The organism is Streptomyces sp. NPDC088910 (genome assembly GCF_044749865.1).
Lineage (GTDB): Bacteria > Actinomycetota > Actinomycetes > Streptomycetales > Streptomycetaceae > Actinacidiphila.
In genome coordinates, this window is sequence record NZ_JBIVIV010000016.1 from 81,688 (window position 1) to 105,437 (window position 23,750).

Genomic DNA, 23,750 nt, shown 5'->3' on the forward strand with positions numbered 1-23,750 from the left:
AATGTCGAAGACGACCGCGCGCCAACGTCGCCGCCCGTCCAGGGGAGTCCCCGATGACCCGAACCGCCCTGCGCATCTGTCCGCTCTGCGAGGCCACCTGCGGCCTCACGCTGTCCGTCGACGACGGACGGGTGACGCATGCCCGCGGCGACCGGGACGACGTGTTCAGCGCAGGCTTCATCTGCCCCAAGGGCGCCGCTTTCGGCGCGCTCGACGCCGACCCCGACCGGCTGCGGCGCCCCCTGGTGCGCCGCGAGGGCCGGCTGACCGAGGCGACGTGGGACGAGGCGTACGCGGCCGTCGCCGCCGGGATCGGCGCGGTCACCGGAGCGCACGGCGGTGACGCGGTCGGCGTCGTCCTCGGCAACCCCAATGTGCACACGATGGCGGGCGGCCTCTACCCCGCGCAGCTCATCGGCGCGCTGCGCACCCGCCGCGTCTTCACCGCGAGCACGCTCGACCAGATGCCCAAGCACGTGTCCTGCGGCTACCTCTTCGGCGACCCGAACGCGATCCCGGTGCCCGACCTGGACCGCACCGACCATCTGCTGCTCATCGGCGCGAACCCGCTGGTGTCCAACGGCAGTCTGGCCACCGCCGCCGACTTCCCCGGCAAGCTCAAGGCGCTGCGGCGGCGCGGCGGCAGACTCGTCGTCATCGACCCGCACCGCACCAGGACCGCCCGCGCCGCCGACCGCCATGTGGCGCCCAGGCCCGGCACCGACGCGGCCCTGCTGCTCGCCATGGTCAGGACACTGTTCGCCGAAGGGCTCGCGGACCCCGGCGAACTGACCCCGTGGCTCAGCGGTGTGGCCGAAGTACGCGACCTGGTGACGGATTTCGCGCCGGAGGCGGTCGCCGCGTATTGCGACGTCCCGGCCGACGACATCCGGGCCCTGGCGCGCGAGTTGGCGGCGGCCGAGCGCGCCGTGGTCTACGGGCGGCTCGGCAGCACCGCCGTGGAATTCGGCACCCTGGCGAGCTGGGCGGTCGACGTGCTCAACGCGCTGACCGGCAATCTGGACCGGCCGGGCGGTGCCATGTTCCCGCTCGCGGCCACCGCGCGGGCGCCCCGACCGCCCGGCCCCGGCAAGGGATTCCGCGTCGGCCGCTGGCACAGCCGGGTCTCGGGACACCCCGAGGTCAAGGGCGAACTGCCCGCCGCCGCCCTCGCCGAGGAGATCGACACCCCCGGGGACGGCCGCCTGCGCGCCCTCGTCGTGGTCGCGGCCAACCCGGTGCTGTCCGCCCCCGACGGCCTGCGGCTCGACCGCGCCCTGGACGGCCTGGACTTCATGGTCAGCGTCGATCCGTATCTCAACGAGACCTCGCGCCACGCCGATGTGGTGCTGCCGCCGCCCCCGCCCGCGCAGAGCGCGCACTACGACTTCGCCTTCAGCACGCTCGCGGTCCGCAACACCGTCCGCTACAGCCCGCCCGCGGTGCCGCTGGAGGACGGACTGCTGGACGAACCGGAGATCCACGCCCGGCTGATCCTCGCCGTCCTGGGACAGACCCGGGGCCAGGGAGCCGACCCCGCGCTCGTGGACGAACAGGCGGTGGTCCGCAAGCTCACCGCCGAGACCGGCGACCCGCACTCGCCGGTCCACGGCCGGGACGTCGCGGAGCTGTCCGCCGCGCTCGGCGGGAGCACCGGATACGAGCGGCGGCTCGACATGATGCTGCGCCTCGGCCCGTACGGCGACGGCTTCGGCGCCGACCCCGACGGCCTCACCCTGGCGAGGGTCCTGGACCGGCCGCACGGCATCGACCTCGGCCCGCTGCGCCCGCGCGTGCCCGAGGTGCTGCGGACACCGTCCGGCACGGTCGAGCTGGCGCCCGAGGCCATTGCCGCCGATCTGCCGCGGCTGCGGGCCGCGGTGACGCGCGGCGCGGACGGCGAAGGGCTGGTCCTCATCGGGCGCCGCCATCTGCGGTCCAACAACTCCTGGATGCACAATGTGCCCGCGCTCACCGGCGGCACCAACCGCTGCACGGCGCAGATACACCCCGTCGACGCGGCCCGGCTCGGGCTGGCCGACGGGGCGCTCGCCCTGATCAAGGGCGACGGCGGGGAGATCACCGCGGCCGTCGAGATCACCGACGCGCTGCGCCCCGGAGTGGTCAGCGTGCCGCACGGCTGGGGTCACGACCGCGAGGGCACCCGGCTGACCGAGGCGGCCCGCGAGCCGGGCGTCAACGTCAATCAGTTGCTCGACGGCACGCGGCTCGACCCGCTCTCCGGCACGGCCGTGCTCAACGGATTCCCGATACGGATGGAGGCCGTCCGCTGACCCGCGCCGCGCCCGTGACACGGCCGGGTGACACGGCGCCGCCGAGTGGTGTGACACCCGGACAGCGGGGCACGGGACCCCTGGGCGCGGGTCGCCCGGGGAGGGCGGCCGGACGTCACGGGCCCGGCCCGGCCCCGCGCGGAGCCCGGGTCGTCGGGTGTTCCCGGCGCGACGTGACTGACGGCACGCGACACACCCTGGCCACAAAAAACTAACGGCGCTAGTTTGGGCGTCGGACGCAGAGCGGTGACCCCGGAGGGCAGCAACGGTGGACGGTACGGCAGAGGGCGCACAGGACCTGGTGACATCGCGCGACGCCCAGTACATCGGCGGGAAGTGGCGCCCCGCCGCGGGCGGCGGCCGGATCGACGTCGTCAACCCGGTGACCGAGAAGGTCATCGGACAGGTGCCCGCGGGCACCGCGGAGGACGTGGACGAGGCCGTACGCGCCGCGCGCGCCGCCCTGCCCGGCTGGGCGGCCACCCCGCCCGCGGAACGCGGCGCGATACTCGGCGCGGTACGCGACCTGATGGCGGCGCGCCGCGAGGAGATCGCCGCGACCGTCGCCGCCGAGCTGGGCGCCCCGCCCGCCTTCGCCGCCGCCGTCCACACCGACATGCCCACCGCCGTCATGGGCAGCTTCGCCGCGCTCGCCGCCGGGTACGGCTTCGAGGAACAGGTCGGCAACTCACGGGTGTTCCAGGAGCCGGTCGGCGTCGTCGGCGCGATCACGCCGTGGAACTACCCGCTGCACCAGGTCGTCGCCAAGGCCGCCCCCGCGCTGGCCGCGGGCTGCACCGTGGTGCTCAAGCCCGCGGAGGACACCCCGCTGGTCGCCCAGCTCTTCGCCGCGATCCTCGACGAGGCCGGGCTCCCCGCCGGAGTCTTCAACCTGGTCACCGGCCTCGGCCCGGTCGCCGGACAGGCGCTCGCCGAGCACCCAGGCGTGGACATGGTCTCCTTCACCGGTTCCACCGCGGTCGGACGGCAGATCGGCGCCACCGCGGGCGCGGCCGTCAAGCGCGTCGCGCTCGAACTGGGCGGAAAGTCCGCGAACGTCATCCTCCCCGGCGCCGACCTCGCCCGCGCCGTCAACGTCGGCATCGCCAACGTCTTCGCCAACTCCGGCCAGACGTGCAGCGCCTGGACCCGGATCCTCGTCGACTCCGCGCGCTACGACGAAGCCGTCGAGGCGGCCACCGCGGCAGCCGCCAAGTACGTACCCGGCGAACGGCTCGGCCCGGTCGTCAACGCCAAGCAGCGCGAGCGGGTGCGCGGCTACATACGGCGCGGCGCCGCGGAAGGCGCGCGGATCGTCGTCGGCGGCCCCGACGCGCCGGACGGACTGGAGACCGGCTACTACGTACGCCCCACCGTCTTCGCCGACGTCGACCCCGGTATGACGATCGCCCAGGAGGAGATCTTCGGCCCGGTCGTCGCCCTGATCAGGTACGAGGACGAGGACGACGCCCTGCGCATCGCCAACGGCACGGTCTACGGGCTCGCGGGCGCGGTCTGGGGCGCCGACGACGCGGAGGCCGTCGCTTTCGCCCGCCGGATGGACACCGGACAGGTCGACATCAACGGCGGCCGGTTCAACCCGCTGGCGCCCTTCGGCGGTTACAAGCAGTCCGGAGTCGGCCGCGAGCTGGGCGCGCACGGGCTGGCGGAGTACCTCCAGACCAAGTCCCTCCAGTTCTGACCGCAGGACCGCAGGACCCCAGGACCGCCCGACCTGGCTGAACCGCACGAACCGCCCGCCCCTCCCGACCCGTTCGGGCCGGCTCGGTCGACCAGGATCACCCCGGCCGACCCGGTCCGACCGGCCCGTTGCCCCACCCCGCTCACGCCCGCTCGTCCGCATCCGCACCCGCATCCGCACCCGCATCCGCACCCGCATCCGTCAGCCCCCGACCGCATCCGTCCGCATCCGGATCCGCTCGCAGCCCCGCACCCAGGAGACCTCGTGGTACGCGCAGCCGTCCTGCCCGCCGTCAACGCGCCGCTGGCCGTCGCCGACATCGAGCTGCCCGACCCCGGACCCGGACAGGTCCGGGTCCGGCTGGCGGCGGCGGGCGTGTGCCACTCCGACCTGTCGCTGTCCAACGGGACGCTGCGCCAGCCGGTACCCGCCGTCCTCGGCCATGAGGGCGCGGGCACGGTGGTGGCGGTCGGAGACGGCGTCGCCCATCTCGCCCCCGGCGACCGCGTGGTCCTCAACTGGGCGCCCGCTTGCGGCGACTGCCACTTCTGCGGCCTCGCCGAGCCCTGGCTGTGTGCCAACTCCGCCACGGCAGCCGCCAGTCCGTACGCCACGCTGGCCGCCGACGGCAGCCCGCTCTACCCGGGCCTGGGCACCGCCGTCTTCGCCGAGGAGACCGTGGTCGCCGCGGGCGCGGTCCTGCCGCTCCCCGACGGCGTCCCGCTCACCGACGCCGCGCTGCTCGGCTGCGCCGTACTCACCGGCTACGGCGCGGTGCACCACTCGGCGCGGATCCGTACCGGCGAGAGCGTCGCCGTCTACGGGGTCGGCGGCGTGGGGCTCGCCGTGCTCCAGTCGGCGCGGATCGCGGGCGCCGAGCGGATCATCGCGGTCGATGTCGCGCCCGCCAAGGAGGAGCTGGCGCGGGCGGCCGGCGCCACCGACTTCGTCGTCTCCGGGGACGACACGGCCAAGCGGATCCGCAAGCTCACCGACGGCTTCGGCGCCGACGCGGCCATCGAGTGCGTGGGCCGCGCCGACACCATCCGCACCGCCTGGTCCTCCACGCGCCGCGGCGGCCGTACGACGGTGGTCGGCATCGGCGGCCAGGACCAGCAGGTCACCTTCACCGCGCTGGAACTCTTCTACTTCGGCCGCACGCTCTCCGGCTGCGTGTACGGAAACTGCGACCCGGCCGTGGATCTGCCGGTGCTCGCCGAGCACGTACGGGCGGGCCGCCTCGACCTGTCCGCCATGGTCACCGACCGCATCACGCTCGACGGCATCCCGGCGGCCTTCGAGGCGATGACCGCCGGGCGCGGCGGCCGGGCGCTGGTGGTCTTCTGACCGGTCGGTCGGGCCGGATTCCCGCGGGACCGCGCACCCGCCGCTGTCAGCGGGCGCGTCCCTAGGCGTACGTCTAGGCGTACGTCTACGCCTGCGCGCCGTCGACCATCGCCAGCCAGTGCCGGTGAGTGCCGTCGAAGGGACCGGTGCCCTCCGCCACCGCCGTCATCAGCCACGCGGCGGCGGATTCGGCGGCGCCGATCACATCGGCGGGGTAGCCGTACCGCACCTGGTGCTCGGCGAATTCGTCCTCGTCGACCAGGATCGGCAGGTCGGCGCCGCGCTTGAGCAGGACGTCCAGGTCGAGGTCGACCATGGTGACCTCGGCGGGGGACGGCCACCGCGGCGGGGTGGTGATGTCGCAGTAGATCTCGGTGCGGCGGGGCGCGGCGTTGAAGGTCGCCGTCCACCAGGCGTCGCGCGGGAAGAGGATGATGTGCGCCTCGGGGATCGGGACGTGGGGGTTGTGGCCCTTGCGCACCAGGCCGAAGCCGGGGAGGCCGAGCCATACGCCGTGCTCGTCCTCACCGAGCCGCCGCATCCGCAGATTCCAGTGCAGAGTGCCGTCGTATTTGCGGTAGTTGACCTGGACGAAGTCGGGCTCGGGGCCCTGCGGGACCGGTTCTGACATGGCGCCATCCTGTCAGCAGGCGCGGCCGGTCCGCCCCCGGATTTCCCGCCGGGAGGCCACCCCCCCCGGGGGCTCACGCCGGGGCGGTTCCCGGGCCCGCGAGCGCCTCGAACTGCACGGCCAGACCGTCGATCAGCGCGCGCAGCCCCGTCTCGAAGGCGCCGCTGTCGATCTGCCGCTGGTGCTTGGCGAGGAGGTGGGCCTGGCCGAGGTGCGGATAGTCGGCGGGGTCGTAGACGTCCGCGTCGCCGACGAAGCCGCCCGCGAAGGAGCCGAGCGCGGAGCCGGTGACGAAGTAGCGCATGAGGGCGCCGATCCGGGTGGCGTGGGCGGGCGGCCAGCCCGCCTCGACCATGCCGCCGAAGACGGCGTCGGCCATCCGGAGCCCGGCGGGCCGCAGGCCGGGCCCGACGGCGAGGAACGGCACGATGTGCGGGTGGTCGGTGAGGGCGGCGCGATAGGAGCGGCCCCAGTCGAGCAGCGCCTGCCGCCAGTCCCTGCCGTCACCGAACATCGACAGGTCGACCTGGGTGACGACGGTGTCGGCCGCCGCGTCGAGGATGGCTTCCTTGGTGGCGAAGTGGTTGTAGAGGGAGGGCCCGCTCACGCCCAGTTCGGCCGCGAGCCGCCGGGTGGACAGGGCCGCCAGACCCTCCTCGTCGATGAGGGCGAGGGCCGCCGTGACGATCCGGTCGCGACTGAGCAGGGGCTTGCGGGGGCGGGCCATGCGGCACATAGTAGAGCCTGCCGCCCGAAAACTAGCGGTGGTAGTTTCGAAGGATCGTCCGGACGATCGTGGGATGCGGTGACAACGCAGTGAACCTTGAGCTGACCGAGGAGCAGGCCGCCGTCAAGGAGCTGGCCAGGGACTTCACCGAGCGCGAGATCGCGCCGAACGCGGTGGCGTGGGACCGCGCCGAGAGCGTGGACCGCGCCATCGTGAAGAAGCTCGGCGCGCTCGGTTTCCTGGGGCTGACCGTCGACGAGAAGTACGGCGGCTCCGGCGGCGACCACCTCGCCTACTGCCTGGTGACCGAGGAGCTGGGCCGCGGCGACTCCTCCGTGCGCGGCATCGTCTCGGTCTCGCTCGGCCTGGTCGCCAAGTCGATCGCGCGCTGGGGGAGCGAGGAGCACAAGCGCGCGTGGCTGCCCCGGCTCACCGCGGGCGACGCGGTCGGCTGCTTCGGGCTGACCGAGCCGGGCACCGGTTCGGACGCCGCGAATCTCACCACCCGCGCGGTACGGGACGGCGACTCGTACGTGATCACCGGCAGCAAGATGTTCATCACCAACGGCACCTGGGCCGATGTCGTCCTGCTCTTCGCCCGCACCGGCCGCGCCGACGAGGGGCACAAGGGCGTCAGCGCCTTCCTGGTGCCGACCGACACGGCGGGCCTGACCCGCCGAGAGATCCACGGCAAGCTCGGGCTGCGCGGGCAGGCGACGGCCGAGCTGGTCCTCGACGGCGTCCGCGTCCCGGCCTCCGCGATGCTCGCGCCCGAGGGCAAGGGCTTCTCCGTGGCGATGTCCGCGCTGGCCAAGGGGCGGATGTCGGTCGCGGCGGGCTGTGTCGGCATCGCCCAGGCGTGCCTGGACGCGGCGGTGGCGTACGCGGGGGAGCGCGAGCAGTTCGGCGCGCCGATCGCCGGGCGTCAGCTCGTCCAGGAGCTGCTCGCCGACATCGTGGTGGACGTGGACGCGGCCCGGCTGCTCACCTGGCGGGTCGCCGACCTGATCGACCGCGGGCTGCCCTTCGCCACCGAGTCCTCGGTCGCCAAGCTCTACGCGAGCGAGGCCGCCGTGCGCTGTGCCAACAACGCCCTCCAGGTCTTCGGCGGCTACGGCTACATCGACGAGTACCCGGCGGGCAAGCTGCTGCGGGACGCGCGGGTCATGACGCTGTACGAAGGCACCAGCCAGATACACAAGCTGCTGATCGGACGGGCGCTGACCGGCGTATCAGCGTTCTGACCGCAGGCCGCGCACCTGTACGCACCCGTACCGCACTCCCCGGACACCCGTACCGCTTCCACGCACCGCGCACCCGTACCGCACTCCCCGTACGGCACCCGTACCGCTTCCACGCACCGCGTCCCCCTACCGCTTCGACGTCCTGTCTCGACGTCCCCCTGCCCTGGTCACGACAAGTGACGAGCGACCGCTTAGTATCTAAGCGCTTGCTCAGCCCCGCGATAGGGTGGCGGCTGTGACCGGCGGTGAGGAGCGTGCGATGAGCGTCGAGGCGACAACCGGCGAGGCGTGGGGGGACATCAGCCCCGACGCCGCGAGGCGGCTGGTGATCGCGGCGGTGCAGGCGTTCGCCGAGCGCGGCTACCACGCCACGACCACCCGCGACATCGCCGGGCGCGCGGGCATGAGCCCCGCCGCGCTCTACATCCACTACAAGACCAAAGAGGAACTGCTCTACCAGATCAGCAAGGTCGGCCACCTGCGCTCGCTCGCCATGCTCTCCGAGGCCAGGGACGGCGACGGCAGCCCGGCCGAACGGCTGGAGAGCGCCGTACGCGCCTTCGTCCGCTGGCACGCCGAGCACCACACGACCGGGCGGGTCGTGCAGTACGAGCTGGGCGCGCTCGCCCCCGAGCACCACGCGGAGATCGTGGCGCTGCGGCGGCAGAGCGAGGACGCGATCCGCACGATCATCAAGGACGGCGTGACGGCGGGCGAATTCGACGTCCCCGAGGTCTCCGGGACCACGCTCGCCGTGCTGTCGCTCTGCATCGACGTGGCCCGCTGGTTCAACCCCGAGGGCCGCAGGACCCCGGACGAGGTCGGCGCGCTCTACGCCGACCTCGTGCTGCGCATGGTGCGGCCCACGGCCTGAGGGCGCGACCCGCGCGAACGCCTCCACGGACAGCCGCCCGAACGCGTCCGCAGAGCTACAGATAGAAGCGGGCGACTGTCTCCGCCACGCACACCGGCTTGTCGCCGCCCTCGCGCTCGATGGTCACCTTCGTCACGAGCTGGATGCCGCCGCCCACCTCGGTGACCTCCGCGACCTCGGCGGTCGCGCGGAGCCGGGAGCCGACCGGTACGGGAGCGGGGAAACGCACCTTGTTCACGCCGTAGTTGACGCCCATCTTCACGCCCTCGACCAGCAGGAGTCGCGGGGTGAGGGACGGGATCAGGGAGAGCGTCAGATAGCCGTGCGCGATGGTCGTGCCGAACGGGCCGAGCGCCGCCTTCTCCGCGTCGACGTGGATCCACTGGTGGTCCCCGGTGGCCTCGGCGAACAGGTCGATCCGCTTCTGGTCGATCTCCTGCCACTCGGTCCAGCCGAGCTGTTCGCCGACGGCGGCGCGCAGTTCGTCCGGCGAAGCGAAGATGCGGGGCTGCGACATGGGGTGGCCTCCAGGGGCGGTCCGGTACGGCGCGCTACGGGGTTTCTAAGCGCTTGCTCAGCGACTCTCAGCATGGTTCGGGGGCCGCCGGGTGTCAATCGCCGCCGCGCGGTCGGCCGCCCCTCGCGCCGCCCGGCCGCCGATCCCGTACCCCCGGCTCCCGCGCCGATCCCGTACCCCCGGCTCCCGCGCCGATCCCGTACCCCCGGCTCCCGCGCCGCTACCAGAGCTCCGGCCGCCGCCCCGCCCAGGGCCTGGCCCGTTCCAACTGCGCCGACAGCGACACCAGCGTCGCCTCGTCGCCGTACCGCCCGCCCAGCATCACGCCGATCGGCAGCCCCGCGTCCGTCCAGTGCAGCGGGACGCTGACCGCGGGCTGGCCCGTCGCGTTGTACAGCGGGGTGAAGGGCGTGAAGGCGGCCATCGCGTCGAATTCGGCCGTCGGGTCCGCGTCGTCGCGCATGCCCCCGACCAGGGCGGGCGGCTGCGCGAGCGTCGGCGTCAGGATCACGTCGTACGACGTCAGGAGCGCGTCCGCGATGAGCTGGCCGAGCATGCGGAAGACGTAGAGGGCGCCCGCGAAGTCCAGCCCCGACACCTTGCCGCCCGCCGCCCGCAGATGCCGGGTCAGCGGCATCAGCAAGTGCTCGTCGCCCGGCGCGACCGGCCGGGCCGCGGCCATCACCGACCAGACCGCGTTGAACGCCTGCCGCACCGAGTCGTCCACCGGCAGCGCCATCTCGTCCACGTCGTGGCCCAGTTCGCGCAGCAGCCCCGCCGCGCCGTCGAGCGCGGCCCGGCAGTCGGGGTGCAGCGCGACGCCGGGCACCGGCGGATCGGCGAGCGCCACCACGCGCAGCGGCCCCGGCTCGCGGCGGGCGTGGGAGAGGAAGGTCTCGCCGGGCGGCAGCGAGGGCGCCCCGTACGGGGCGCCGGCCTCGGGGCCCGCGAGGATGTCGAGCAGCGCCGCCGCGTCGGCGACGGTACGGGCGATCGGGCCCGACGTGCTGAGCCCGCTCACGTCGTGCAGGACGGGACCGCCGCTCACCCGGCCGCGGCTCGGTTTTATGCCGAACAGCCCGCAAACCGAGGACGGGATACGGATCGAGCCGCCGCCGTCGCTGCCCTGCGCGACCGGCGCGAGGCCGCCCGCCACCGCCGCCCCGGCGCCACCGCTCGAACCGCCCGCCGACCGCTCCAGGTCCCAGGGCGTGCGGGCGGGCGGCGCCAGCCGGTTCTCGGTGTAGCAGGGCAGCCCGAACTCGGGGGTGTTGGTCTTGCCGAGCAGGATCGTGCCCGCCTTGCGCAGCCGGGCCGCCACATGGTCCTCGGCGTCGGGTACGTGCTCCGCGAAGGCCGCGGAACCGAAGGTGCAGCGCACACCCGCCACCAGATTCAGGTCCTTGACCGGCACCGGGACGCCGTGCAGCACGGGCAGTTCGTCGGCCGCGCCCTCGCGCCGCGCGGCCAGCGCCCACGCCTCGGCCTCCGCCGCCTGCTTGCGGGCGACCTCCGGCGTCACGGTGATGAACGCGCCGAGCGTCGCGTCGAGCCGGTCGATCCGCTCCAGATAGTGCTCGGTCAACTCGACCGGCGACACCGCCCCCTCACGTACCGCAGCCGCCTGCTCCACCGCCGTCAGATCGTGCAACTGGGCCATGCCCGCTCCCGCCTTCCGCCGCTCGTACCGCCGTGCGCCACGCGTCGTGCGCCGCGATCCTCGCACTACCGGCGGGTAGCGACCAGCCCCTCGGCGGACTCGGTCACCGCCCGGAACCCGTCACGCCTGATGACCGCGGCTCCGTGGCGGTGACGCCCGTCGGCCGGTGACGCCGCCGACCGGTGACGGCCGTCGCCCCGCCGTCGGCCACTATGGAGCGGAGCCGACGGGCCAAAACGAGTGGCACCCGCCATCCCGATCGGGGACCATCGCGAACGCCCGAGCCCGCCTGTGAACGACCAGCACCGCCAAGGAGCCACATGAGCCTGCGCCACCACGAGATCGCCGAGGCGGACAACCGCATCCTCAACCCCCTCAGCCAGGAGAAGCTGCGGCTGCTCGGTGAGATCTGCCGGTTGAAGGAGGGGCAGCGGCACCTCGACCTCGCCTGCGGGAAGGGCGAGATGCTGGCCGGCTGGGCGAAGCGGTACGGCACGGGCGGTGTCGGCGTCGACCTCAGCGAGGTCTTCCTGACGGCGGCGCGCGAGCGGGCCGCGGAATTCGGCGTGTCGGAGAGCGTGACCTTCGAGCGCGGCGACGCCGGGAAATACCAGCCGGAGCCCGCCTCCTTCGACATCGCCTCGTGCCTCGGCGCCACCTGGATCGGGGACGGCCTCGCGGGCACGATCGAGCTGCTGCGGCCCGCGCTGCGCCCCGGCGGACTCATGCTGATCGGCGAGCCGTACTGGCACGAGACACCTCCGGAGGAGGCGTACGAGGCCCTCGGCACCGAGCCGGACGACTTCGTGTCGCTCAGCGGCACCCTGGACCGCTTCGAGGCGGCGGGCGTCGACCTGGTCGAAATGGTGCTGGCCGACGGCGACAACTGGGACCGCTACTACGCGCCCCAGTGGTTCGCGATCTCCGAATGGCTCCGCCGCACCCCCGCCGACCACCCCGACGTACCGGCCATGCGCGAATTCCTCGACCACCAGCGGCGCGGCCATCTCACCTACGGCAAGCGCTACTTCGGCTGGGGCGTCTTCGTCCTGCGCCCCCGCTGACCGCGACGCGCGCCGCTGATCCCGGCGTGCCCCCGCTGACCGCGACGCGTGCCCGCACACCCCAACGCGCGCCCGCTCACCCCAACGCGCCCCCGCGGCTGCGGGAGTCGGGGGCGGCGGGATGTGGGGGAAGTGAAAAGCTGACGCATGTTCATCTTCCGGGAAGGAGGTACCGGCGGTAACGTCCGGGGACTGGTATCCGGAAGGAGCAGACATGCCGCTGCGGACCCCACGACGGATCGGCAAGCTGGGCAGGATCGGCAAGTGGAGAACGGCGACAGCCGCGGCGCTGCTGGCGCTCGGGGCCACCTTGGTGGCCCCGTTGCCGCTGGCGGCGCAGGCCGCGGACAACTCGGGCGACTACTGCGCGGGACAGTGCTCTGACATTCTGCCGCCTGGCGAGAACGGCAACGCCACGCTCGCGGACATTCTGGCGAACAAGGTGCTCGGGACACGCCCCGCGCACACCTCTGACCAGCTCGGACCGTATTCGTCGCTCGCCGACGGATACCCAGGGCTGACCGACGCGACCATCAGCAACTTCTTCAACAGCTCGTCCTTCGGCGTCCCTTCGGGCCAGGTCGCCTCGGTGATCAGCCCGCGCTCGGACGTGACGATCACCCGTGACAAGGCGACGGGCGTCCCCCACATCAAGGGCACGACCAGGCAGGGCACGGAGTACGGCGCCGGATACGCGGCGGCGCAGGACCGGCTGTGGCTGATGGACCTCTTCCGGCACGTCGGACGCGGCGAACTGTCGTCGTTCGCGGGCGGCGCGGCGGCCAACCGCGGCCTGGAGCAGGAGTTCTGGCGGCAGGCCCCGTACACCGAGGCCGACCTCCAGGACCAGGTCACCCGGCTGGCGAACAGCGGCGGCGCCCGCGGCCAGCAGGCGCTCGCCGACGCGCAGGCGTACGTCGACGGCATCAACGCCTACATCACGCAGTCCAAGAACGGCCGTTACTTCCCCGGCGAGTACGTCCTCACCGGGCACATGGACGCGATCACCAACGCGGGTACGATCGACCCGTTCCAGCTCACCGACATGATCGCGCTCGCCTCGGTGATCGGCGCGCTGTTCGGCACCGGCGGCGGCGGAGAGGTGGAGTCCGCGCTGTCGCTGCTGGCGGCGCAGCAGAAGTACGGGGTCGCCGAGGGCACCAAGGTCTGGGAGTCCTTCCGCGAGCGGGACGACCCCGAGGCCACGCCCACCGTGCACGACGGCAGCAGCTTCCCGTACGCCGGCAAGCCCGCGCAGGCCAAGGGCCAGGCGCTGCCCGACGCCGGTTCGGTCGTACCGGAACCGCTGGTCTACGACGCGACCGGCGGCGCCAAGCAGGCCACCACCAAGAGCCCCGGAGTGCTGCCGAGCAACCTCTTCTCCGGCGACGCCACGAAGAAGGGAATGTCCAACGCTCTCGTGGTCAGCGGCGCGCACACCGCCAGCGGCCACCCGGTCGCCGTCTTCGGTCCGCAAACCGGCTATTTCGCGCCACAGTTGCTGATGCTCCAGGAGTTGCAGGGCCCCGGCATCAGCGCGCGCGGCGCGTCCTTCGCGGGCCTGGGCATGTACGTGGAACTCGGCCGGGGCCAGGACTACGCCTGGAGCGCGACCTCCGCGAGCCAGGACGTCACCGACACCTACGCCGTGGAGCTGTGCCAGGACTCCACGCACTATGTGCTGCACGGCGCGTGCGTGCCGATGGAGAAGCTGGAACGCACCAACTCCTGGTCGCCGACCGTCGCCGACTCCACGGCGGCGGGCTCGTACCGCATGCAGGTCTGGCGCACGGCGTACGGCCCGGTGCAGTACCGGGCGACCGTCGGCGGCAAGGCCGTCGCCTATACGGCGCTGCGCAGTTCGTACCGGCACGAGGCCGACTCGATCCTGGGCTTCCAGGAGCTGAACGACCCCGGATTCGTGCACGACGCCGCCTCGTTCCAACGGGCGACGCAGGACATCAACTACACCTTCAACTGGTTCTACGCGGACTCCCAGCACACCGCGTACTACAACAGCGGCACCAACCCGGTCAGGGCGGACGGCGTGGACCCGTCGTTCCCGGTGTGGGCGCAGGCCGCCTACGACTGGCGCGGCTGGGACCCGGTGACCAACACCGCCTCCTACACCCCGCCCGCGCAGCATCCGCAGTCCGTCGACCAGGACTACTACGTGTCGTGGAACAACAAGCAGGCCAAGGGGTACACCTCGGCGGGCTTCGGCAACGGCTCCGTGCACCGCGCCGACCTGCTGGAGGACCGGGTGAAGGCGCTCACCCAGGCGGGCGGCGTCACCCGCGCCGCGCTCACCAAGGCCATGGCGGACGCGGCGCTCACCGACCTGCGCGGTGAGGACGTCCTGCCCGACCTGCTCCAGGTGATCCACAGCGCACCGGTCACCGATCCCCAGGAAGCCACCGCCGTACAGCAGTTGGAGGCGTGGAGCACGGCGGGCACCAAGCGGCACGAGACCTCGCCCGGCTCGCACACGTACGCCAACGCGGACGCGGTACGGGTGATGGACGCGTGGTGGCCGCTGCTGATCGCGGGCGAGTTCCAGCCCGGCCTCGGCAGCGACCTCTACAACGCGCTGGCCGCGAACCTCGCGATCGACGAGTCGCCGTCCGCGGGACACGGGCCGACCGGCTCGCACGCGGGCAGCGCCTTCCAGTACGGCTGGTGGTCGTACGCCGACAAGGATCTGCGCAAGGTGCTCGGCAAGCCGGTGCAGGGCGCGCTCGACCAGACGTACTGCGGCGGCGGCCAACTGACCGCCTGCCGCGACATGTTGCTGTCCACGCTGAAGCAGGCGGCGGCCGTCCCGGCGGCCACCGTCTACCCGGCCGACGACAGCGGCTGCTCCGCCGGTGACCAGTGGTGCGCCGACTCGATCGTCCAGCGTCCGCTGGGCGGAGTCACGGACGACCGGATCGCGTGGCAGAACCGGCCCACCTTCCAGCAGGTGGTGGAATTCCCGTCACACCGGTGACGCGTCCCGCTCAGGGGTGAGCCCTTGAGCGGTGCGCGGTGACAGTCGCGGGCCGGGTCCTCAGCCGGGGACCCGGCCCGCGGCGCGCAGCACCAGGCGGGCCAGCTCCTCGTGGCAGATGTCGCTGTGCGCGCCGGACGGCGGCCCGCCCGAGCACACCACCGAGGACGCGTCCACGCTGACGCAGCCGGTCCTCGGCAGCTCACCGGCCAGGGCCCGCTCCAGGGTCAACTCCGGTGCGCCGTCCAGAGCTTGGAAGCCGTCGTGGCCCAGCGCTCCCCAGCGTTCGCCGAAGCCGAGCAAATCCGCTCCCGCGTGGGCGATGTCGCCGAGCAGCGACTCGTCCTCACCCGCGAGCCGCGAGGCCAGCGGGTAGAACACGCCGAGCGCCTGGTCGTGCCGCGAATGGCAGGCCACCAGGGGCCCGGTGACCCGCTGTTGCCTGCCGTGCAGCGCCCCGCCCCGCGCGTCGAAGGGCTGCGGGCCGCTGAACGCGTAGTGCGAGAGGGCCCCTTGGAGCAGGGTCACCGACGAGACCCGGACGCTGGACGGCATGCCGTCCAGGGCGAAGGACACCAGCCGCGCGCCGAAGCTGTGCCCGATCAGGTGGACCCGGACCGAGGGCGCCCGGCGCGCCAGCACCCCGAGCAGCGGCCCGAGCCCGCGCTGCCCGACGGTCCCCGCGCGCCGCTTCATCGCGTAGTACGTGGCCTGCCGCAGCAACTCCTTGGCGCCGTCCCACACGCGCCGGCCGAGCCCGCCGAACACCGCCTCGCCGGAGACGGGTTGGGCCGGGGCGACCTCGGCGCCCGCTGTCGCCAGGGCGTCGGCCAGTGAGAGGCAGGTGGTGACGGGGTCCTGGGTGAAGAGGAGCGGCTCGGCGCCCGGCGCGGTGCCCATGTCCTCGGCGAGGAGGCTCTGGGCGGCGACGCCTTGTGCGGCGGGAATCTGTGCGGCGGGACCTGAGGCGGCGGGACCCCGTGCGCCGGGAGTCCGTGCGGCGGCGCCCGGACTCGGCGGCAGTCCGGTGAGCGTACGGACCAGCGCGGCGAATTCGTCCAGCCGCTCGGGCGCTTCCGGCCGCTCGGCCAGCAGTTCCGCGATCCGGTCGAGCGTCGGTCCGCTGCCGGGGAAGACCTCGCCGAGCGCGGCCCTGGTCAGGGGGTCGAGCGCGGCGCCCGACGCGGCGGCGCCGTCCGCCACGGGCGCGGCGAGCGTCGGGGAGGTGCGCGGGAAATCGGGGATGGGCTCGTCGCTGAAGCGCATCGACGGCCAGTGCACGCCGACGTAGCCGAAGCGGAGGTCCGGCGCGGCGGCCAGCAGGCCGGGGAAGGGGCCGAAGAAGCCGTCGTAGAGCGCGGTCGCGGTGGCGATGTCGTTGTTCCAGCCGTGCGAGAAGACCACCAGATCGGTCCGGTCCCCGACCGCCTCCAGCAGCGCGTCCCGCTGCCGGGGGTCGGGGTCGCCGTCCGCGTCGAAGGTCAAATCCCAGTACGGCCGGACGCTGGTCACTGAGGTGCTGGTCACTGAGGTGCCGGTCACGGCCATGGTGCCCCCCTGGAAATACGCCGTGATGGTGTGGTTCGCCCGCATCATCCCGACAGGGCCGGGTGTCGTCCATCCCCCGGACGGCTGAATACGCACCGGCTACGTACGCGGCGGCACCGGCTACGTACATGGCGCGCGGGCGGACCCCAGGCCCCGGCGTCCGGGGTCCGCCCCCGGCGCCCGGCCCGGCACTACCGGATTGTGTGACCGACCGCTTAGTATGCGAAGGAGCCGAGTCGAGTCGAAGGAGACACGATCGTGGTCGTGGAAGCAGTGCGCGGCGCCCGGGTGGTCGTCACCGGGGCGGGCGGCGGCATCGGAGCCGCCCTCGCCCGCAGATTCGCCGCCGAGGGCGCCCGGGTCGTGGTGAACGACCTGGACGCCGACGCCGCCCGCGCGGTCGCCGACGAGATCGGCGCGGCCGTCGTCCCCGGCGACGCCTCCGGCATCGTGCCCGCCGCCCGCACCGCGCTCGGCGGCGGCGTCGACATCTTCTGCGCCAACGCCGGGGTCGGCACCGGCGGCGGCCCCGAGGCGGACGACGCCGCCTGGGAGCTGGCCTGGGACGTCAACGTCATGAGCCATGTCCGCGCCGCCCGCGCGCTGCTCCCCGAATGGCTGGAGCGCGGGCAGGGGCGCTTCGTGTCCACCGTCTCGGCCGCCGGACTGCTGACGATGATCGGCGCGGCCCCGTACTCGGTCACCAAACACGGCGCGCTCGCCTTCGCCGAATGGCTCTCGCTCACCTACCGGCACCGCGGCGTCCACGTGCACGCGGTGTGCCCGCAGGGCGTGCGCACCGCGATGCTCCGCTCCACCGGGGTCGCGGGCGACCTCGTGCTCGCGCCGAACGCCATCGAGCCCGAGGACGTCGCCCAGGCGGTGCTCGACGGCATCGCGGCCGACCGCTTCCTGATCCTGCCGCACCCCGAGGTCGCCGGTTATTACGCGGCCCGCGCCGCGGAACCCGACCGCTGGCTCCGCGGCATGAACAAACTCCAGCGCACCTACGAGGAGTTGCGGGCGAAGGAAGCCGGACAGGCCGAGGGCGCCGGGAAGGCCGGGAAGGCCGAGGACGCCGTGAAAGCCGAGGGCGCGGGGAAGGCCGGGAAAGCCGAGGACACAGGGCGAGCCGGGCAGACCACGGAATCCGCCAACGCCCCCGCGCGGGAAGGGGAACCGGCATGACGACCTACGCCGACCAGCCCTGGCTCAAGCACTTCACCGACGAGCAGCGCGAGGACGTCGAGCACCCGCCGTCCGTCCTGCACACCTTCCTCGACGTCGCCGCGCGGATACCCGACCACCGCGCGCTCGCCTACTTCGACGGCGCGCTGAGCTACCGCGAACTCGACGCCCTCTCCGACGGGTTGGCCCGGCATCTGGCCGCGCGCGGCTTCGCCCCCGGCGACCGCCTCGCGGTCATGCTGCAAAATGTGCCGCAGTTCGTCGTCGGCCTGCTCGCCGCGTGGAAGGCGGGCGGCACCGTCATCCCGGTCAACCCCATGTACAAGCAGGGCGAGTTGGCGCACATCCTGACCGACGCCGGGGCCGCCGCGATCCTCTGCTCGGAGCGCGCCTGGCAGGGATACGTCCGCGCCACCGTCGTCGACTCGCCGGTCCGTATCGCGCTGACCGCCAGCGAATTCGACCTCCAGACGCGCGACGACAGCCGCGTACTGACCGGGGAACGGCCGCCCGCGCAGGCCGGTGAGGGCGCGGACGACGTGCTCACCGCCGCCCGCGCCGCGGCCGGACCGCGCCCCGACGTCCCCCTGCCCGCCGCCCGCGACATCGCGCTGATCAGCTACACCTCGGGCACCAGCGGCAAGCCCAAGGGGGCGCTCAACACACACGGCAACATCTCCTTCAACGCCCACCGGCAGGTACGCGTCCAGGGCTTCGCCGACGACGCCGTCATCTTCGCGCTCGCGCCGCTCTTCCACATCACCGGCATGGTCTGCCAGCTCTCGGCGGGGCTGGCGGGCGGACACACCGTCGTCCTCGCGTACCGCTTCGAGCCGGGCGTGGTGCTCGACGCCTTCCGCGAGCACCGCCCGACGTACACCGTCGGCCCGTCCACCGCCTTCATGGCGCTGCTGGCCAGGCCCGACGCCGACGCCGCGGACTTCGCGTCCTTCCGGCTGATCTCCTCGGGCGGCGCGCCGCTGCCGCCCGCCGTGGTGGAGGGCTTCCGCGCCCGCTCCGGCGGCCTCTACCTCGCCAACGGCTACGGCCTCACCGAGTGCACGGCCCCCTGCGCCAGCGTCCCGCCCGGCACCGAGGCCCCCGTCGACCCCGCGTCCGGCACCCTCGCCGTCGGCGTTCCGGGACCCGGCACGATGGTCCGGATCCTGGACGACACGGGCGCCGAGGTGCCGTTCGGCGAATCCGGCGAGATCGCCGTCACCGGACCGATGGTCGTACCGGGCTACTGGAACCGGCCGGAGGAGTCCGCGGCGGCCCTGCCCGGCGGCGAGCTGCTGACCGGCGACATCGGCTTCATGGACGAGGACGGCTGGCTCTACGTCGTCGACCGCAAGAAGGACATGATCAACGCGTCCGGCTTCAAGGTCTGGCCGCGCGAGGTCGAGGACGTCCTCTACACCCACCCCGCGGTCCGCGAGGCGGCCGTCGTCGGCGTCCCCGACGCCTACCGCGGCGAGAGCGTCAAGGCGTACGTCAGCCTGCGGCCCGGCGCCACCGCGGGGCCCGAGGAGATCGTCGCCTACTGCAAGGACCGGCTCGCCGCCTTCAAATACCCGCGCGAGGTCGAGGTGCTCGGCGACCTCCCCAAGACGGCCACCGGGAAGATCCTCCGGCGCGAACTCAAGGTCCGGGCCGGATAGGGTTCCCTACCGGCCGGAACGCGCGTCGCTTTGTCGGTACGGCGCCACATCGGTTCACCGGCAGGTCGGTACGGGGATACGTGGGCACGTGGGTACGGAAAGAGGTCAGGCCATGGCACGCAATGCGACGGGCGGCGGCAGCGGCGGCTCCGGCGAGGGCGGCACCGCCGCGGTACCCGAGCGGCTGCTCGCCGAGGCCACCCGGCTCTTCGCCGAGCGCGGCTACGACCGCACCTCCGTCCAGGAGATCGTGGAGGCCGCCGGAGTCACCAAGGGCGCGCTCTACCACTACTTCGGCTCCAAGGACGATCTGCTGCACGAGATCTACGGCCGGGTGCTGCGGCTCCAGACCGAACGTCTCGACGCCATCGCCGCCCGCGACACCGCCGTGCCCGACCGGCTCGCCGAGGCCGCCGCCGACGTCGTCGTCACCAGCATCCAGAACCTGGACGACACCAAGATCTTCTTCCGCTCCATCCACCAGCTCGCCCCGGAGAAGCAGAAGGCGGTACGTGCCGAGCGCCGCCGCTACCACGAGAAGTTCCGCTCCCTGATCGAGGAGGGCCAGCGCGGCGGCCACTTCCGCGCCGACCTGCGGCCCGACCTCGTGGTCGACTTCTTCTTCGGCTCCGTGCACCACCTCGGCACCTGGTACCACGCGGAGGGCCCGCTCTCCGCCGAGCAGGTCGCCACCGAATTCTCCGACCTGCTGCTGCACTCGGTGCGGCGGCACTGACCCGCTGGGAGCTTTGACGTGAAGGCATGGCGCGTGCACGAGAACGGCGAGCCGCGCGAGGCGATGCGCCTCGACGAGGTCCCCACCCCCGAGCCGGGTCCCGGCGAGGTGCTGCTGCGGGTACGCGCCGCCGGGGTCAACTTCCCCGACGCGATGCTCTGCCGGGGCACCTACCAGATCCGGCCGCCGCTGCCGTTCACGCCCGGCGTGGAATTCTGCGGCGAGGTCGTCGCCGTCGGTGAAGGGGTCACGGACCTGGACACCGGCGCCCGCGTCATCACGCCCGCCGCCCTGCCGCGCGGCGCCTTCGCCGAATACGCCGTCGTCCCCGCCGCCGGGGTGCTGCCCGCGCCCGAGGCCCTGGACGACGCCGAGGCCGCCGCCCTCCACATCGGCTACCAGACCGGCTGGTTCGCCCTGCACCGCCGCGCCGCCCTCAGGCCCGGCGAGACCCTGCTCGTGCACGCCGCCGCGGGCGGTGTCGGCAGCGCCGCCGTCCAGCTCGGCAAGGCCGCGGGCGCCACCGTCATCGGTGTCGTCGGCGGCCCCGACAAGGCCGAGGCCGCCCGTGAGCTCGGCGCCGACATCGTCGTGGACCGGCACGCGGAGGACTTCGTCGCGGTCGTCAAGGAAGCCACCGCCGGACGCGGTGCCAACGTCGTCTTCGACCCCGTCGGCGGCGACTCCTACACCAAGTCCACCAAGTGCGTCGCCTTCGAAGGGCGCATCGTCGTCGTCGGCTTCGCCGGCGGCACCGTCCCCGCGCCCGCGCTCAGCCACGCCCTCGTCAAGAACTACGCCATCCTCGGTCTCCACTGGGGGCTCTACAACACCCACGATCCGGTGGCGGTCCGCCAGGCCCACGAGGCGCTCTGCGAGCTGGCGGCTTCCGGGGCCGTCCGCCCCCTCGTGAGCGAGCGGGTGGCTTTCGACGGCGCCGCCGAGGCCGTTCAACGCGTCGCGGACGGCACGACGATCGGCCGGCTGGTCGTCCAGCCGTAACGCCCTCGGCGCCCCTGAAAAGACCGGCGCGCCGCCCACCGCGGAGGTACCCCTCCGCGGTGGGCCGCTCAAGACACCGGCGTATCGCCCCGCGCGGGCGCGGTCCCCTTACGGGGTCAGGTACTTCTTCAGCTCGCGGCGGGCGAGCGAGCGCTTGTGGACCTCGTCGGGTCCGTCCGCGAGCCGCAGGCTACGGGCGGCGGCGAAGAGTTGGGACAGGGGGAAGTCCTGGCTGACGCCGCCGGCGCCGTGGACCTGGATGGCGCGGTCGACGATGCGCTGGACGGCGACGGGGGTGGCGATCTTGATGGACTGGATCTCGGTGTGGGCGCCCTGGTTGCCGACGGTGTCCATGAGCCAGGCCGTCTTGAGGACGAGGAGCCGCAACTGCTCGATCTCGACGCGGGCTTCGGCGATCCACTCCTGGACCACGCCCTGGGCGGCGAGCGGCTTGCCGAAGGCGACACGGGAGGCGGCGCGGCGGCACATGAGTTCAAGCGCGCGCTCGGCCATGCCGATCAGCCGCATGCAGTGGTGGATGCGGCCGGGGCCGAGCCGGGCCTGGGCGATGGCGAAGCCGCCGCCCTCCTCGCCGATCAGATTCCCGGCGGGCACGCGCACGTCGTGGAAGACGATCTCGGCGTGACCGCCGTGGTCGCCGTCGTCGAAGCCGAACACCCGCATGCCGCGCCGTACTTCGATGCCGGGGGTGTCGCGCGGCACGAGGATCTGGCTCTGCTGGCGGTGCCGTTCGGCGTCCGGGTCGGTCTTGCCCATGACGATGAAGACCGCGCACTTGGGGTTCATCGCCCCGGAGATGTACCACTTGCGGCCGTTGATCACGTACGAGTCGCCGTCCCGTACGATCCGCGTCTCGATGTTGGTGGCGTCGGAGGAGGCGACGTCCGGCTCGGTCATCGCGAAGGCGGACCTGATCTCCCCGGCGAGCAGCGGCTCCAGCCACTCCTTGCGCTGGGCGGGGGTGCCGAATTCGCTGAGGACTTCCATGTTGCCGGTGTCGGGAGCGGCGCAGTTGAGGGCGGGCGGGGCCAAGTGGGGGCTGCGGCCGGTGAGTTCGGCGAGCGGCGCGTACTGGAGATTGGTCAGTCCCGCGCCGTGCTCGCCGGGCAGGAAGAGATTCCACAGGCCCTGCCGCCTGGCCTCGGCCTTGAGGTCCTCCACCACGGGCGGCGCGGTCCACCGGTCGTCCCCCGTGGCCTCGGCGCGCTGCTCGGCGAAGACCGGCTCGGCGGGGTAGACGTGCTCGTCGAGGAACGCGGTCAGCCGCGACCGCAGTTCCTCGGTACGGGTGTCGAAGGCGAATTCCATGGCTGCTCAGCCTTCCTTCCGGGGGGAGTCCTGCGAGGGGCGCGGCCGGCCCTGCCGCTCGGCGTGCCGCCGGAGCCGGTCGAGGCCGCGTTCGACGAAGTGGGGAACGATGCCGCCGATCCGGTCGAATCCGGCGCCGATCGTCTGCCCGAGGGTGTAGCGGTAGTGGATGCCCTCGGAGATGACGGCGAGCTTGTAGCAGGCGAAGGCCGTGTACCAGTCGACGGTCGACACGTCGCGGCCGGACCGCTCGGCGTACCGCTGGAGGAGTTCCGCCTCCGAGGGGTGGCCGGGCGCGCCGCCCGCCGCCTGGATGGGGAAGTCCGAGGCGATCTGCGGCTCGCTGTAGACCAGCAGCAGCCCGAGGTCGGTGAGCGGGTCGCCGAGGGTGGACATCTCCCAGTCCAGCACGGCGGTGAGCCGGTCGGCGGTGTCCACCAGGACGTTGTCCAGCTTGTAGTCGCCGTGGATGACGGCGCCGCCGGGGGAGTCGGGCAGGGCCGCGCCGAGCGCGGCGTGCAGCGCGTCGATGCCGGGCAGTTCACGGCTGCGGGAGGCGTCGAGCTGCTTGCCCCAGCGGCGCAACTGCCGTTCCAGATAGCCCTCGGGGCGGCCGAAGTCGCCGAGGCCGACCGCCGCCGGGTCCACCGCGTGCAGGTCGACCAGCGTGTCGACCAGCGCGAGCACGACCTCGCGGGTCCGCTCGGCGCCCAGCTCCCTGAGCTGGCTCTCGGTGCGGAAGGGGGTGCCCTCGACGAATTCCATGACGTAGAACGGGGCGCCGATCACCTCGCCGTCCTCGCACAGCAGCACCGTGCCGGGCACCGGCACCGGGGTGGCGGCGAGCGCGCTGATCACCCGGTGCTCGCGCGTCATGTCGTGCGCGGTGGCCAGGACGTGCCCGAGCGGCGGCCTGCGGACGACCCATTCGGTGCCGCCGTCGGTGACCCAGTACGTGAGGTTGGACCGGCCGCCCTCGATGAGCTTGCCGCGCAGGCCGCCGCCGACCAGCCCCGGCCGCTCCCGGTCGAGATGGGCGCGCAGCCGGCCCAGATCGAGACCCGGGGGGTTGTCGGTATCGCTCATGCCGTCTCCTCGTCACCGTCGTGGCTTCAGAAATCGTACCGACCAGTCGGTATGTCGTCCAGCTCTTCGCTCTCCCCGTCGCGTCCCGTCCGTCACATCCGCGCTCGGGGGGCCGCATTGACGGCCGTGGTCACCGCACCTACGCTCTGGA

17 protein-coding genes and 1 pseudogene are annotated in these 23,750 nt (G+C 73.0%); 11 read left to right on the top strand and 7 right to left on the bottom strand.

Going from position 1 to position 23,750, the window contains the following annotated elements; all coding sequences use genetic code 11:
- Window positions 1-53 precede the first annotated feature (53 nt).
- The 3 genes from ACIP4Z_RS30705 (at window position 54) to ACIP4Z_RS30715 (ending at window position 5,343) form a co-directional block, all read left to right on the top strand.
- Window positions 54-2,294, top strand: a complete 2,241-nt coding sequence (locus ACIP4Z_RS30705; protein ID WP_401313541.1) for a molybdopterin-dependent oxidoreductase — start codon at window positions 54-56, stop codon at window positions 2,292-2,294.
- Window positions 2,295-2,595: 301 nt separating this feature from the next.
- Entirely contained in the window at window positions 2,596-3,996 is a 1,401-nt protein-coding gene (locus ACIP4Z_RS30710; RefSeq protein WP_355333606.1) for an aldehyde dehydrogenase family protein, read from the top strand.
- A 264-nt stretch (window positions 3,997-4,260) separates the two neighbouring features.
- Window positions 4,261-5,343 carry a Zn-dependent alcohol dehydrogenase gene (locus tag ACIP4Z_RS30715; RefSeq protein ID WP_401313543.1) on the top strand — a complete coding sequence of 361 codons (1,083 nt, stop codon included), beginning with the start codon at window positions 4,261-4,263 and terminating at the stop codon, window positions 5,341-5,343.
- 85 nt (window positions 5,344-5,428) lie between these two features.
- Here the strand turns inward: ACIP4Z_RS30715 and ACIP4Z_RS30720 are convergent, their stop codons facing one another.
- Window positions 5,429-5,974 (bottom strand): DUF402 domain-containing protein, encoded by a 546-nt coding sequence (locus tag ACIP4Z_RS30720; protein ID WP_391161273.1) that lies wholly within the window; start codon window positions 5,972-5,974, stop codon window positions 5,429-5,431.
- Window positions 5,975-6,047: 73 nt separating this feature from the next.
- Window positions 6,048-6,701 carry a TetR family transcriptional regulator gene (locus tag ACIP4Z_RS30725; protein WP_391161271.1) on the bottom strand — a complete coding sequence of 218 codons (654 nt, stop codon included), beginning with the start codon at window positions 6,699-6,701 and terminating at the stop codon, window positions 6,048-6,050.
- An 89-nt stretch (window positions 6,702-6,790) separates the two neighbouring features.
- Here ACIP4Z_RS30725 and ACIP4Z_RS30730 point away from each other — a divergent pair, with 89 nt between their 5' ends.
- Both ACIP4Z_RS30730 and ACIP4Z_RS30735 read left to right on the top strand, forming a co-directional pair.
- The gene (locus ACIP4Z_RS30730; protein WP_401313546.1) at window positions 6,791-7,945 is read left to right on the top strand and encodes an acyl-CoA dehydrogenase family protein; all 1,155 of its coding nucleotides are present in this window, start codon (window positions 6,791-6,793) and stop codon (window positions 7,943-7,945) included.
- Window positions 7,946-8,204: 259 nt separating this feature from the next.
- Window positions 8,205-8,819 (top strand): TetR/AcrR family transcriptional regulator, encoded by a 615-nt coding sequence (locus ACIP4Z_RS30735; RefSeq protein WP_355333387.1) that lies wholly within the window; start codon window positions 8,205-8,207, stop codon window positions 8,817-8,819.
- Between the two features lie 55 nt (window positions 8,820-8,874).
- Here the strand turns inward: ACIP4Z_RS30735 and ACIP4Z_RS30740 are convergent, their stop codons facing one another.
- Both ACIP4Z_RS30740 and ACIP4Z_RS30745 read right to left on the bottom strand, forming a co-directional pair.
- Window positions 8,875-9,336 (bottom strand): MaoC family dehydratase, encoded by a 462-nt coding sequence (locus tag ACIP4Z_RS30740; protein ID WP_355333385.1) that lies wholly within the window; start codon window positions 9,334-9,336, stop codon window positions 8,875-8,877.
- A 220-nt stretch (window positions 9,337-9,556) separates the two neighbouring features.
- Entirely contained in the window at window positions 9,557-10,996 is a 1,440-nt protein-coding gene (locus ACIP4Z_RS30745; protein ID WP_355333382.1) for an amidase, read from the bottom strand.
- Window positions 10,997-11,316: 320 nt separating this feature from the next.
- Between ACIP4Z_RS30745 and ACIP4Z_RS30750 the strand changes: the two genes are divergently transcribed.
- On the top strand, window positions 11,317-12,060 hold the full coding sequence (locus ACIP4Z_RS30750) for an SAM-dependent methyltransferase (RefSeq protein ID WP_401313549.1): 744 nt from the start codon (window positions 11,317-11,319) through the stop codon (window positions 12,058-12,060).
- A 214-nt stretch (window positions 12,061-12,274) separates the two neighbouring features.
- Complete coding sequence (locus tag ACIP4Z_RS30755; RefSeq protein WP_391048505.1) at window positions 12,275-15,049, top strand: penicillin acylase family protein; 2,775 nt, start codon at window positions 12,275-12,277, stop codon at window positions 15,047-15,049.
- A gap of 60 nt (window positions 15,050-15,109) precedes the next feature.
- On the opposite strand, the gene ACIP4Z_RS30760 is transcribed toward ACIP4Z_RS30755, so the two are convergent.
- Complete coding sequence (locus ACIP4Z_RS30760; protein ID WP_401313551.1) at window positions 15,110-16,597, bottom strand: serine-threonine protein kinase; 1,488 nt, start codon at window positions 16,595-16,597, stop codon at window positions 15,110-15,112.
- A 264-nt stretch (window positions 16,598-16,861) separates the two neighbouring features.
- On the opposite strand from ACIP4Z_RS30760, the pseudogene ACIP4Z_RS30765 reads away from it, so the two are divergent.
- The 4 genes and pseudogenes from ACIP4Z_RS30765 to ACIP4Z_RS30780 form a co-directional block, all read left to right on the top strand.
- A pseudogene (locus ACIP4Z_RS30765) lies at window positions 16,862-17,623 on the top strand (SDR family oxidoreductase); the annotation flags it as partial.
- Between the two features lie 158 nt (window positions 17,624-17,781).
- Window positions 17,782-19,446, top strand: coding sequence for an AMP-binding protein (locus ACIP4Z_RS30770; protein WP_401313553.1), 1,665 nt, complete (start codon window positions 17,782-17,784; stop codon window positions 19,444-19,446).
- Window positions 19,447-19,558: 112 nt separating this feature from the next.
- The gene (locus ACIP4Z_RS30775) at window positions 19,559-20,182 is read left to right on the top strand and encodes a TetR/AcrR family transcriptional regulator (protein ID WP_355333369.1); all 624 of its coding nucleotides are present in this window, start codon (window positions 19,559-19,561) and stop codon (window positions 20,180-20,182) included.
- Between the two features lie 18 nt (window positions 20,183-20,200).
- A complete protein-coding gene (locus tag ACIP4Z_RS30780) occupies window positions 20,201-21,184 on the top strand; it encodes an NADPH:quinone oxidoreductase family protein (protein WP_401313555.1) in 984 nt (327 codons plus the stop codon).
- A gap of 108 nt (window positions 21,185-21,292) precedes the next feature.
- Here ACIP4Z_RS30780 and ACIP4Z_RS30785 read toward each other — a convergent pair whose 3' ends face one another.
- Entirely contained in the window at window positions 21,293-22,513 is a 1,221-nt protein-coding gene (locus ACIP4Z_RS30785; RefSeq protein WP_391048496.1) for an acyl-CoA dehydrogenase family protein, read from the bottom strand.
- A 6-nt stretch (window positions 22,514-22,519) separates the two neighbouring features.
- Window positions 22,520-23,599 carry a phosphotransferase gene (locus tag ACIP4Z_RS30790; RefSeq protein ID WP_391161260.1) on the bottom strand — a complete coding sequence of 360 codons (1,080 nt, stop codon included), beginning with the start codon at window positions 23,597-23,599 and terminating at the stop codon, window positions 22,520-22,522.
- Between the last annotated feature and the right edge of the window lie 151 nt (window positions 23,600-23,750).

Excerpts from the sequence above, each read along its gene's own strand:
- ACIP4Z_RS30725 (WP_391161271.1), bottom strand. The coding sequence starts at position 6,701 with ATGGCCCGCCCCCGCAAGCCCCTGCTCAGTCGCGACCGGATCGTCACG.
- ACIP4Z_RS30785 (WP_391048496.1), bottom strand. The coding sequence starts at position 22,513 with ATGGAATTCGCCTTCGACACCCGTACCGAGGAACTGCGGTCGCGGCTG.
- ACIP4Z_RS30740 (WP_355333385.1), bottom strand. The coding sequence starts at position 9,336 with ATGTCGCAGCCCCGCATCTTCGCTTCGCCGGACGAACTGCGCGCCGCC.
- ACIP4Z_RS30705 (WP_401313541.1), top strand. The coding sequence starts at position 54 with ATGACCCGAACCGCCCTGCGCATCTGTCCGCTCTGCGAGGCCACCTGC.
- ACIP4Z_RS30750 (WP_401313549.1), top strand. The coding sequence starts at position 11,317 with ATGAGCCTGCGCCACCACGAGATCGCCGAGGCGGACAACCGCATCCTC.
- ACIP4Z_RS30745 (WP_355333382.1), bottom strand. The coding sequence starts at position 10,996 with ATGGCCCAGTTGCACGATCTGACGGCGGTGGAGCAGGCGGCTGCGGTA.
- ACIP4Z_RS30775 (WP_355333369.1), top strand. The coding sequence starts at position 19,559 with ATGGCACGCAATGCGACGGGCGGCGGCAGCGGCGGCTCCGGCGAGGGC.
- ACIP4Z_RS30720 (WP_391161273.1), bottom strand. The coding sequence starts at position 5,974 with ATGTCAGAACCGGTCCCGCAGGGCCCCGAGCCCGACTTCGTCCAGGTC.
- ACIP4Z_RS30735 (WP_355333387.1), top strand. The coding sequence starts at position 8,205 with ATGAGCGTCGAGGCGACAACCGGCGAGGCGTGGGGGGACATCAGCCCC.
- ACIP4Z_RS30770 (WP_401313553.1), top strand. The coding sequence starts at position 17,782 with ATGACGACCTACGCCGACCAGCCCTGGCTCAAGCACTTCACCGACGAG.
- ACIP4Z_RS30790 (WP_391161260.1), bottom strand. The coding sequence starts at position 23,599 with ATGAGCGATACCGACAACCCCCCGGGTCTCGATCTGGGCCGGCTGCGC.
- ACIP4Z_RS30755 (WP_391048505.1), top strand. The coding sequence starts at position 12,275 with ATGCCGCTGCGGACCCCACGACGGATCGGCAAGCTGGGCAGGATCGGC.
- ACIP4Z_RS30760 (WP_401313551.1), bottom strand. The coding sequence starts at position 16,597 with ATGGCCGTGACCGGCACCTCAGTGACCAGCACCTCAGTGACCAGCGTC.